An 11,442-nucleotide genomic window follows, 5' to 3' on the forward strand; every position below is an offset into this window, starting at 1 on the left:
CGTGAGGAGAGTAGAAAGATGAATAAATGTTATGTTTTTATCGGTCCTTCAGGTTCAGGAAAAACTTCGATCGCCGAAAAAATTTTTCGTCAAGACCAAAAAATCATCACCTATACCACTCGACGTCCACGGACTGGGGAACAAGATCAAAAAGATTATTATTTTGTTTCTCCAGAAGAATTCAATCAGATGATCAATGATCGTGCATTTGTTGAATGGGATGAGTACGCTGGAAACAAATATGGATCTAGCAAAGAAGAAATCACACAAAAGCTGGCACAGGATGATTGCTACACGATTTTGACAGCACCAGGTTTTTGGGCAGTTCATGCTGTTTTTGGTGAAAAGATCCAACCAGTCTTCGTCACGATCTCTCACGCTAAATTGGAAGAACGCTTGCGAAGTCGCGGCGACTCCGACACACAGATAAACCAACGACTTGCGTTATTCAAAAAAGATCTAGAAGAGTTGACCGCGTTACAAAAACTGCCACAATTGAACTGCTTGACGAATGATGGGAACCTTTCAGATGCAGTCACCCAATTTTATGCACAACTCAACTAGCATCAGTTTCATGAAGCAAAAAAGTTCCTGTCACAATTATCGAAAAAAACCATGTAAATAGCCTAAACAAAAAAGATGCCTACTAGCAACTGTTTTTGTTTAAGCTCTTTTTCTAGCGATTATTTTTTACTTTTCCTCAATGATGGAATAAAGTGCTTCTATCCTTTTGCCATTCCTAAAGCAAGAATCAGGACGATCCAATGATTGACTGATCAATTCTAAATGATGCAACAACGTCCATTTTTTTAGTACACCTAGCCCTGGAAACTTCTGTTGATGGTAAATCATCAATAACTCTAAGAGTCCTTCTGTAATCACTAACTGATTATGATTCCTCATGACCCATCTTTCTAGTTTTTCCGCCGCTTCAAAAAATTTCAACGCTTGGTCTTTTGCAGATTCATTGGTATCAGAAACAAAGTGTTTCACCCGCAAATTTCCATAAGCATCGATATACGTCACATGCAAAGCTAAAGCTCGGCTGGGAAACCCTTTGTCAAAGTAGTGACTCCCTTCGATGGTAAAATCAGAGAAGCCAATATAACCATCTTCTCGAAAAAAGAGATAATCATCGCTAAAGAAATCATCTATTTTTTCACCATAGGCTTCTACATGTTTCCTTGTTTTAAACGACTCTTTGATCACGATTTTATTTTCAGGCAGCCAAATACGAATACGGCTATTATCTGGAATCAAAAACTGTGCATGTGTGTTCGCTAGAGCTTTCCAAATTTGTCTCTCCCGTGGTTGGTGTTGTCCATCAAAGATAATCATATCAGGTGGATGATCGATGAGCCGTTCGTAGTTTTCTGGTGTAATGATCGATGCATTACGTAATGAACTGTCTTTGAGAATCTCCCATGTATGCAGATGTTGGTCAAATAGTTTAAATTGTCCTACTTGCGGGTTATCGATGATCGTCAAAGGATGCTTTTTTTTCTGGAATAATTCAACGACTCCTTTTAATGTAGCCGAATCACGAACCGGTTCAATGATCGGTTCTATCCTCTTCGAAAGAAGCCCTCGATTCACACTTTCTTTGAGCGCCAGTAGATCGAATTGTTTCCCTCTTAAGTAGGGATAATACATGATTTATCACTCCAATGGTTCCGTCGGTAAACGTTTGACTTGTTTTTGTTGACGTAGATATTCATAGTCTTGTTGTAACGCATAGACTTCTTCTTTCAAATCTTGGATCGCTTGATTTTCCGTTTCTTCAATAAAACGTTCATAATACCGTTCTTTAGCAAAAGGATTTTGACTATCAGAGCGCTTTTTCAATTCTTTATACAATTGATCCGTTGGAAAATACTTCACGCCGCGTTCCATTTGCTTCGCTTTTCTTACTTCTCGGAATAACGAAGCCATGAAACGATTCGTCAATGCCTCCTCTGCCACACCCAGCTCTCTTTTTCTTGCTTTTTTTGCAATAAAAAAAGTCCCTGAAGCAGGCATTTCTTCCTCTAACGCATAGGGACGATAGACTAACACCCCGATGTCTGTGGGTATTTCATCTTTGACGTCTTCGTAAAGCGTGCTTGGTAACACAAAATAATTATAGTGGCCTACAAAAGATAATTTTGCCGTTGAACGGAAATCAGCCTTCGTTACTTTTAATTCATAACAACGCCATTCTGTACTGCCATCGAATTTTGTCAGACAACTTAACGTATCTACGATTCCTTGATCTTCTGGCATGGTTACCTCTTCTACGACGATCCCACCTTGTTCGATACAATATTGATAAAGAGAAGATTCCATTTCGATTGTCAAAGGAGTTTTCAAGACCCCACCTCCGAACATATTTTCGCTTTTTTTATTGTACCTTAAATCCAAGAAAAAATCTATCTGGATATAAATAGTAAAAAAGACGGGAACAAAGTGCCTCAAGCGGTGACTTTTGTTTCCGTCTTTCAATCGATCTTACTTAGAGTTACAGTGCTAGTTCTTTTTTATTTGTTGCGTCTTTTCTTTCATTCTTGCATTATTACCGATAGCTAGGTGGTAAATGGAATTTTCCATGTTCCTCAAATAACTCACCTATCTGAAACAACAAGTCTTCTCTTCCTCTAGCTGCCATGAATTGGATACCCAGCGGTAAGAAGTCTTTCGTCAGATGTGTTGGTAAACTAATTGCTGGCTGACCGGTCAAGTTTGCTAGTTGCGTATATGGCGTAATTTGCAAGCTCTCTTCAAACATCTCTGAGATGACTTCTAAGCTTTCTTTTTCATTGTATTCTTGGATATTTGCAATTTTTTCTCGAATCGCATCGCTTTGGAGATCTCTTGCTACTTCAGGAGCAGAAAAGGCAGTGGTTGGGGAAAGAAACAGATCAACCTCTTGGAATAATTCTTCCATTGTTATAGCTGCATGATCCCAAACATGCAACGAGCGAATATAAGTAGACGCTGACACTTTATTTCCATACTGTAATAATGTCCAAGAGATCGGTTCAAGTTCTGTTTGTCGGACTTGTCGACCTAAGCCATCCTCGATAGACTGGATCATCGCCGCGGTCTCTGCTCCATTCATTTGATAATACGATTGGATAAGCCGACGTCCATCCAATGGATAGTTGATCTCGATTACTTCATGTCCTTGTTGCTCTAAAAATAGCACTGCGTTCGCTACAGCTTGCTTTGCTTCTTCACTGATAACTGATCCAATCGGTGATGCAGTACAAACAGCGATTTTCAAGTGTTTTTTCTTTTCATGCGTTTGCCATTCTGCTGGCGCTACTTGATAAGGAGCACCAGTGTGTATTCCTCGTAGTCCAGTAAACAACGCTTTTGTATCTCTCATCGAAACGGTTAAGCCAAAATCAATTGCCGCACCTTGCCACCCTCGCCAAGCTTGTGGACCTACAGGCATCGTTCCTCTGGAAGGCTTTAACCCGATAAGTCCGCAAAAAGATGCTGGAATCCGAATCGATCCTCCCCCATCGCTGGCACCAGCCAATGGTAGGATACCAGAAGCGACAACTGCTGCTGCACCACCACTTGAGCCACCAGGTGAATAATCTGTATTCCAAGGATTTCTAGCTGGACCATAGATCTGAGCATCGGTTATATTTTTAAAGCCAAATTCTGGTGAATTTGTTTGTCCTAATGGCATAAGACCGATAGATTCCACTTGATTGACAAAGTTGGAATTTTTTGATGCTCGTTGTGTTTGAAATAATCTGGAGCCAAAAGTTGCCAGCCAGCCTTTTTTCTCTTGACCAAGCATTTTCAGCGGGAATGGTACACCATGTAGCGGATGGTCTGATTTTTCATTGAATTGTCTCTTCTCATCCAGTATCTTCTCAGGCTCGAAAGTGACTAGAGCATTTAGTGCAGGATTTTTCTCATTGACTTTTTTTATGATATCTGCCATTAACTCCTCATAACTCAACTGTTTGCTTTTCAGTTGCCTTGCTAGTTCAATTCCATCTTTCAAGTGTATCACTCCTTTTCTATAATTTTCCCATAACCCTTCTAATTGTACAATGATTTCGTTTGCAACCAGTGCGTCTTCTTCCGATTTGCTACTTGCCACCAATTTTTTATAGTGAAGGTATTTGATTCTTCTTTAACATTCGGATATTTCGTTTGAAACGATAAGTTAAAAAAAGCGAACGTACGTATAAATCAATCCCAATCGCTACCCACACACCTGCAATTCCTAGATTCAATACTTTCCCCAACAGTAGCACACCTAAGACTCGTGTGACCCACATCCCGAAGGCCGTGCTGTAGAGAGGCGTTTTGGTATCTCCCATTCCTTGTAACACACCAGCTAATATCAAACTGATAGCTAATCCTGGTTGATTGAATGCATCGATTCTAAGCGCAATAGTGATTTGCTTGATTGCCTCAGCGTCAGTTGTAAACCAAGGTGCAATATAGGGTGTGCCAAAAAACAATCCTATACCTAGTATACTTAATACAATGACCCCGTATTTAACAGCATAAAGAGCCACACGTTTCGTTTCTTCAAACTCTTTTTTTCCAATACTGTTTCCTGCTAAAGTTGCGGCTGCGGTAGCTAATCCATACGCTGGCATATAGACAAAACTTTCAATGCTTCCTGCAATCGAATGGGCGGAATAAGTTTTAGCACCAATGGCTACGATCAAGCCAAAATACAATACTTGTCCTAAGCGCATAACCAGGCGCTCTAAAGCCGCAGGAAATGAGAGCTTCAGTAATTCCTGATAATTGCTACGTTGGAATAGTGACATGAAAGGAAATGCTAGAACGGATGATTGCGCTTTTCGATACAATAAAATAGTTCCTAAGACTCTTGCAATCAGCGTGCCGATAGCTGTTCCCACTACACCAAAAGCCGGTATCGGTCCTAAACCAAAAATCAATATGTAGTCGAGGATGATATTCAGAAGATTGGTGATAAAGCCGATTTTCATCGGGGACTTCGTATCACCGATTGCTCGTAACATACTTCCCAATAAAATCATCGTGGCAATAGCAATTGATCCGCCACCTACAATACTGAAAAATTGTAATGCATAGTCAAAGGTCTGTTTTGTCGCACCCATTAAATCCAACAGCTGCGGTCCTACCAGAAAACTTACCAGACCTAAGATTAGACCTGAAACAATTGCTAACAATAATGACTGTTTAGCAATCAATGTTGCTTTTTCACTATCTCCCGCTCCGATATTTCTAGAAATCAAAGAGGATGTGCCGATCCCTAAAGCAATAAATACAGCAATATAAACATTTAATATTGCATTGGCTATACCTATTCCTGCCACAGCAAACAACCCAATTTGTGCGATCATCAAAGAATCGATGAACCCAACAGAGGTTTCCAATATATTTTCGATCGTGGCAGGAAGCGCCAACTTGATCAATTTTCTTTTAATAGTTGAGTCGTTATTTGATCCTGGCTCTCTTATATCCATCTTCCATCACTCAATTCATTTTATTATATTGGGTAATCACACGTTTTAAATGGTCCATCTCTTCCAATAAATTAGCACCTTCACTTACATGCATCAACGAATGATCGGCTTGAGCTTCCAAAAGAATCTGACTTATTTTTTGAATCGCTGATCGCGCGGAATTCAATTGGATCAAAATATCAGCATAATCTTTATTCGAGTTGACCATTTTCTTGATACCCACTACTTGTCCTTCGATTTTATTCAAGCGTTTGATCAACTCTTCGTTATGGTGTTCGATCAAATGTGACATACGATAACCCCTCCAAAATAGTTCTATGGGGGTACCCCCCATCCCCTATGAATATATGCTTTTGTTTATTAGTTGTCAAAGAAAACTTTTTATAGGATCAAATCCTCTCGATAGCTGCTTTTATCGCCACAAGAGTATATAAAAAAGAGACAAAAGCTAGGAACGCTTTTGTCTGGTTTTGTAATATTCTGTTTAATAGATTTAGTTATCCAACGAATTTCCGAATGAAAAATGCGAGTTTTAAAATCCATTTTCATTGCAATTGATTTTTAAAACTCGCATCACATCATTCGTTTCATTCATTCATCGTTTTCAATTTTCCACGAAACTCAGCAATCGAGTCGTAGCCTTTTTCTTCCATGATCACTGCTAACTCTTTTGTGATACGGTCAAAAATCGCTGGGCCTTCTTTATGGAGTTCAGTGCCGATCTGCAGCATCGTGGCGCCACATAGGAGATGCTCATAGGCATCCTGCCCATTACGGATACCCCCTGTACCGATAATTTTGATTTCAGGGTTCAATCGTGTATAAAACGCTCGAACATTGGCTAACGCAGTTGGTTTTACATACTCGCCGCCTAATCCACCAAAACCGTCTTTTGGTTTGATGACCACTGAATCACTTTTCGGATCGATATATAATCCATTCCCGATACTGTTGATCGAATTGACATAAGTCAACGGAAATTGATTCAAGATCGCTGCCATTTGATCAAAATGTGCGAAATCAAAATACGGAGGAAGTTTGATTCCTAATGGTTTCGTGAAGCGAGCAAAGACTTGTTTCAATAAATCGAATGTAGCGTCAAAATCATATGCCAACTGAGGTTTTCCTGGAACATTGGGACAAGAAAGATTTAACTCTGTGATTCCTTTGAACGCACTATTTTCAATCATCGTCAGCATCTCTAAGTTTCCAGCTGCGCTCATACCCGCAATCGAAAAGAACAAAGGCTGTTTCCCTTCGTTTTCTTTCTCATATGCTAATGCGTAGTCAAGATAATAAGAAAAGCCAAGATTTGGTAATCCCATGGAGTTGATACTACCTAGTGGAACGTCAAAGTAACGTGGTTCTGGATTGCCGGCACGTTCAGTGAGTGTACAACTCTTGGTAATAAAAGCTCCTGCGGATGAACGGTCCAATTCAGCCAATTCGCTGACAGTCATACAGTGGACACCCGAGGCATTCATAAAAGGATTTGCAAAAGTATGATTGAAAAAAGTCGTTTCTAGCGTCAAGTTATTCTCTCCTTTGATAAATCATTTTTTCCAGTGTATCATTCTCTCTAAAAAATGCAACTAAGAGTTGATAAAAATCAATCCTCTGTTTCTGTGGAAAGAACCTCACCTGTTTGACTATTTAATTTTACCTTCGTTGTTTGTTTCCCATTTTCGACTTTTACTTCCCAATAAGTGGTGCCTAAGTCTTTATCTAGATCCCAATCAGTTGCTGTACCTCCACCAACTTTTTCAACTGCTTTTTGAGCAGCTTCCTCCGTTGACAACAAATTCGTTGTATCTAAAGCATCTTCTTCTTTCTTTTGGCTGTCATCTGAATCGAGTTTTTCAGGCGTTTGAGCTTCCAGATCTTCTGTATTGGCATCGATTTTTACTTCATATTCATTTTGGTCATCGGCACCTTCGATCTTGTAAAAATAGCTTCCCCAATCACTATCCAATTCTAAACTCGTCACTTCAGCATCTGGGTATTTGTTTTGGAAAAGTTCAATTGCTTTTGTGACAGAAACTTTGATCACTTGATTTGTCTCATTTCCTGTACTCCTTTGACTGCTTTCTTTAGCAGAAGTTCCTGTACTTGTTGTATCGCTTGTCATAGTGGTCATAGTAGTAGCTGTCGTTTGACTTACAGATGAATTCTCAGACTTTGTCGGCTGGCAACCTGCAAGTAGAAATAAAGAAAATAACCCACAATAAATAACTTTTGTTTTCATTTTTTCATATCCCTTCTTTCATAAATAATCCGGTTTCTTTCAGTATACAGAAGAAAAAAGTAAAAGTCATTTTTATACTATTTGTTCTTTTAAATAAAAAAAGCAGCAAAGAAATCAAAAATGCCTCTCAAAAGTTGGTTCTAACTTTTGAGAGGCATTCATTTTTCTTGCTACTTTCAACGATTATGCACGGTGCATTGGAATATCATTGTTACCTGGTTGAACTAATAGATTTTGGATTACATCAATATTGCTTGATTCAAAGGAAGCTGCACAAGCTTGCAAATACATATCCCACATTCGGTAGAAAGAATCACCCATTTTTTCAGTGACTTTGTCTTGTACCGCGTGGAAATTTTTCGTCCAATGTTCTAGTGTTAATTGATAGTCACGGCGTAAGCTTTCCAAATCGATCAATTGAAGATCGTTTTTAGTGATATTATCGACTAATTCAGTGACGCCAGGAACATAACCACCTGGGAAAATATATTTATTGATCCAAGCATTTGTTGCGCCACCTTGTTGACGACTGATTCCATGGATCAATGCTGTTCCTTTAGGATTCAATAAGTTTTTCACTACTTTGAAATAACCTTCAAGATTATCAGAACCGACATGTTCGAACATCCCTACACTGGTAATATGGTCAAATGTTTCGCCTTTAAGCTCGCGGTAGTCCATGAGTAGGACACGACATTGATCTTCAAGATGTTCTTCTTTGATTTTTTTAGTGATATGGTTATATTGTTCTTCACTTAATGTGATACCCGTCGTTTTCAAGTTATATTCTTTCGCTGCAGTAAACATCAGTGTTCCCCAGCCACAACCGATATCAAGTAATGTTTCATTTTCTTTAATGAACAATTTGTCTAGTATATGGTGTACTTTATTGATTTGTGCTTGTTCAAGCGTATCTTCTGGAGTTTCGAAGTATGCACAAGAATAAGTCAATGTAGGGTCAAGCCACATTTCATAAAAATCATTTCCTAGATCATAATGAGAGTGGATATCTTCTTTGTTTTGTTGCTTGGTATGCTTCTCTTTTTTAGGAAGCCATTTTAGATAATCTTTTCCCCGTAAAAAACTATTTGCTTGTTGATAAGCATCATTGATCAATGCTTGGATACTTCCCTCAATCTCGATGCGATGATCCATATAAGCTTCACCTAACGCAAGAGATGCATTATTGGTGATCTCTTTCATAGGGATTTCTTCGTGGATATTGATTTTGATTTGGGGAGGATTACCCGTATCTCCGTATTGTTTTGTCGTACCATCCCAATAAGTAACTTCAACTGGAAGTGAGAAAGAATGTGAAAATAATTGATTGTATAAAGTCTTCTCTAACATGATTTTCCTCCTTAAAAAAAAAACTACCCTATAACGTTAATACTAAAAATTAAAAGAATCAACTAAGAAGGTCTCTTTTTTTCAGAAATTTTTCTCAAAACACGTCAAATTTTCATTTTTTCCGCATACATTCTCTCATAATTCAAGATAGTCGTCACTTGATCGGCTCATCTTTAAATCCAGTCTTAGCAAAAATCCATAAAAGCAGCAATACAGCAACCGTTGATTGGATTCCTAACATCAGTACAAAATCAAAATGGACCAACCCTACTACAGCGGAAATAATTGAACCAACCCCAATCACATTCAGCATCAGATTCGCACTCTCTTTAAATGTATGAATGGAAGAGAAACGGCTTTTTCGTGTCATCCACAAGAAGAATGCAGCGCCAAATAGGATCAGCGCAGTCATGATGAACAAAATGATCCCAAGACTCAGACTATATGAAAGGATTATCGTTGGCCGATTGCTGGCATAAAACGCTTGTTCAAGAAAGAGTTGGAATTCTTGCGGCGTAGTCACACTAGCAGGGTCAATTGAAGAAAGATAATTCATTTGATACGTTCTAGTTGTATCCCCTTCTTTTTGTTGGATCGTCCAATTGTTTTTTTCAAAGTTGATGAATGCATTTTTTTCAGATTGTTGTGCTTTTGATAGATCAGTACCAATGAGTAGATCATCCGATTCACTAATGATCATTGGCGCTGACTCCAATTCACCATTTACTACTTTTAATTGTGAAAAACGATCGACTCCTGGTTGATCGATCAGCGATTCAACTGTCAAAAATTGTGCCATAGGAATTGCTTTTACTTGATTGGCATAAAACAGGGTGACAGGCACAACCATCAATGATACTAAGAAAAGAAAGATCAAACTGAAGTTAAGCCATGAAAGCTGTTTTCTCCCTGCAAATAACTGCCTAGGTCCAATTAAAGCAGAAAAATAATTCAATGGGAATGTTTGCATATTAACACCTCTATCCTTTTGTTCCTCCAGAAGTCAATCCTGTGACAAAGTTTTTTTGTAAAAAGAAGAATAATAAACAAATCGGCAATGCAATCAAGATGGCTCCAGCGGCAAATAATGAGACCCGCTGATTCGTTACATCAGAGATGAACGTTTGTAACCCTACAGCGACTGTTTGGTTTTCTGGTGTACGAAGTAAGAATTTCGCTAACATGAAATCACCAAATGGTCCCATGAACGCCCATAAAGCTTGAACCGCGAGCATCGGTTTGACCAATGGCAAAACGATCTGCAAGAAAATACGGAAATGACCTGCTCCATCTAATTTAGCGGATTCATCTAAATCGATTGGGACTGTATCGAAATACCCCTTCATCAACCAGGTATTCATTGGGATTCCTCCCCCGATATAGATCATCGTCAAGAACCAATAGTGATCTAATGCACCGAGTAGAAACGCCATCACATAGAAAGCGGTCAATGCAGCCATCGTCGGAACCATCTGGATCACCAAGAAGAACATCAAACTTGATTTTCGACCAACGAAACGATAGCGGCTATACGTATAACCAGCCAATGTCACCACCGTTACTTGGATAGCCATTGTCAAGATCGAAATGACCAACGTGTTTTTATACCATGTGCCATATAACGTTTCGCTGAATAACCGAGTAAAATTATCAAGTGTCCAATCACTCGATAGATCTAAACTGAATGCTGCAATATTTCCTGATTTGAATGCCGTACTAGCAGTGATCAGCAATGGATAAATAATGATGATCGATAGAAGAATAAGAAATAGATAGGTAAAAAAATGAGAAACTCTTCGTTGGAATTTTGCGCTTGAATTAAATTTTTTCATCGTTTAGTCCTCCATATTGAACGCATTTGTCTTTTTGAACACCAGCAAGGAGACACAGATAACGATCGCAGAAATGATCAACGTGATCGCAGAAGCCATGGAATACTGTGGAGACGTTCCTGTTGTCAATTTATAGATCCATGAGATCAGAATATCTGTAGAACCGGCACCGCCACCAACACTACCAGGACCACCATTATTAAACAGATAGATCATTGAGAAGTTATTGAAGTTTCCTGTATATTGAGTAATGAACGTTGGTGCAGCTACGAGAAAAATCGCCGGCAAAGTGATATTTGAAAAACGTTTCCAAGCATTTGCTCCATCGATTTTTGCTGCTTCATATAGATCCTCTGAAATCGACTGCAAGATCCCTGTAACCATCACATAGATATACGGGAAGCCTAGCCAGCCTTGGACCATGATGATTGCTACTTTTGTCCAATTAGGATCTGTTTTCCATGAAATAGCACTAATATCAACAAATGGCAGATTATTCAAAAATGGAATGACTTGTGTATTGATTGCTCCGACACTGTCGTTG

At 38.9% G+C, this 11,442-nt stretch carries 12 protein-coding genes; 1 reads left to right on the top strand and 11 read right to left on the bottom strand.

What is annotated here, in order from left to right:
* Window positions 1-18: 18 nt before the first annotated feature.
* Window positions 19-564 carry a guanylate kinase gene (locus ED2_RS04220; protein WP_005877633.1) on the top strand — a complete coding sequence of 182 codons (546 nt, stop codon included), beginning with the start codon at window positions 19-21 and terminating at the stop codon, window positions 562-564.
* A gap of 126 nt (window positions 565-690) precedes the next feature.
* On the opposite strand, the gene ED2_RS04225 is transcribed toward ED2_RS04220, so the two are convergent.
* The 11 genes from ED2_RS04225 to ED2_RS04275 all read right to left on the bottom strand — a co-directional run.
* Window positions 691-1,653: a sce7725 family protein gene (locus ED2_RS04225; RefSeq protein ID WP_005877632.1), complete on the bottom strand. Its 963-nt coding sequence runs from the start codon at window positions 1,651-1,653 to the stop codon at window positions 691-693.
* Between the two features lie 6 nt (window positions 1,654-1,659).
* Window positions 1,660-2,349, bottom strand: coding sequence for a hypothetical protein (locus ED2_RS04230; protein WP_016176633.1), 690 nt, complete (start codon window positions 2,347-2,349; stop codon window positions 1,660-1,662).
* Between the two features lie 202 nt (window positions 2,350-2,551).
* A complete protein-coding gene (locus ED2_RS04235; protein WP_016176632.1) occupies window positions 2,552-4,003 on the bottom strand; it encodes an amidase in 1,452 nt (483 codons plus the stop codon).
* A 106-nt stretch (window positions 4,004-4,109) separates the two neighbouring features.
* Window positions 4,110-5,471: an MATE family efflux transporter gene (locus ED2_RS04240; protein WP_016176631.1), complete on the bottom strand. Its 1,362-nt coding sequence runs from the start codon at window positions 5,469-5,471 to the stop codon at window positions 4,110-4,112.
* Between the two features lie 10 nt (window positions 5,472-5,481).
* Window positions 5,482-5,763, bottom strand: a complete 282-nt coding sequence (locus ED2_RS04245; RefSeq protein ID WP_005877626.1) for a metal-sensitive transcriptional regulator — start codon at window positions 5,761-5,763, stop codon at window positions 5,482-5,484.
* 295 nt (window positions 5,764-6,058) lie between these two features.
* Window positions 6,059-7,003 (bottom strand): dihydroorotate oxidase, encoded by a 945-nt coding sequence (locus ED2_RS04250; protein ID WP_016176630.1) that lies wholly within the window; start codon window positions 7,001-7,003, stop codon window positions 6,059-6,061.
* Between the two features lie 77 nt (window positions 7,004-7,080).
* The gene (locus ED2_RS04255; RefSeq protein WP_016176629.1) at window positions 7,081-7,716 is read right to left on the bottom strand and encodes a PepSY domain-containing protein; all 636 of its coding nucleotides are present in this window, start codon (window positions 7,714-7,716) and stop codon (window positions 7,081-7,083) included.
* 183 nt (window positions 7,717-7,899) lie between these two features.
* On the bottom strand, window positions 7,900-9,066 hold the full coding sequence (locus ED2_RS04260; protein WP_016176628.1) for a class I SAM-dependent methyltransferase: 1,167 nt from the start codon (window positions 9,064-9,066) through the stop codon (window positions 7,900-7,902).
* Between the two features lie 154 nt (window positions 9,067-9,220).
* Window positions 9,221-10,036, bottom strand: a complete 816-nt coding sequence (locus tag ED2_RS04265; protein WP_005877618.1) for a hypothetical protein — start codon at window positions 10,034-10,036, stop codon at window positions 9,221-9,223.
* Between the two features lie 10 nt (window positions 10,037-10,046).
* Window positions 10,047-10,898 carry a sugar ABC transporter permease gene (locus tag ED2_RS04270; RefSeq protein ID WP_005877615.1) on the bottom strand — a complete coding sequence of 284 codons (852 nt, stop codon included), beginning with the start codon at window positions 10,896-10,898 and terminating at the stop codon, window positions 10,047-10,049.
* A 3-nt stretch (window positions 10,899-10,901) separates the two neighbouring features.
* Window positions 10,902-11,442 (bottom strand): ABC transporter permease subunit (locus ED2_RS04275; protein WP_164703917.1); only part of this gene is annotated, 541 nt, incomplete at its 5' end.

The organism is Enterococcus durans NBRC 100479 = LMG 10746 (genome assembly GCF_001544215.1).
In the GTDB taxonomy this organism is placed as follows: Bacteria; Bacillota; Bacilli; order Lactobacillales; family Enterococcaceae; genus Enterococcus_B; species Enterococcus_B durans.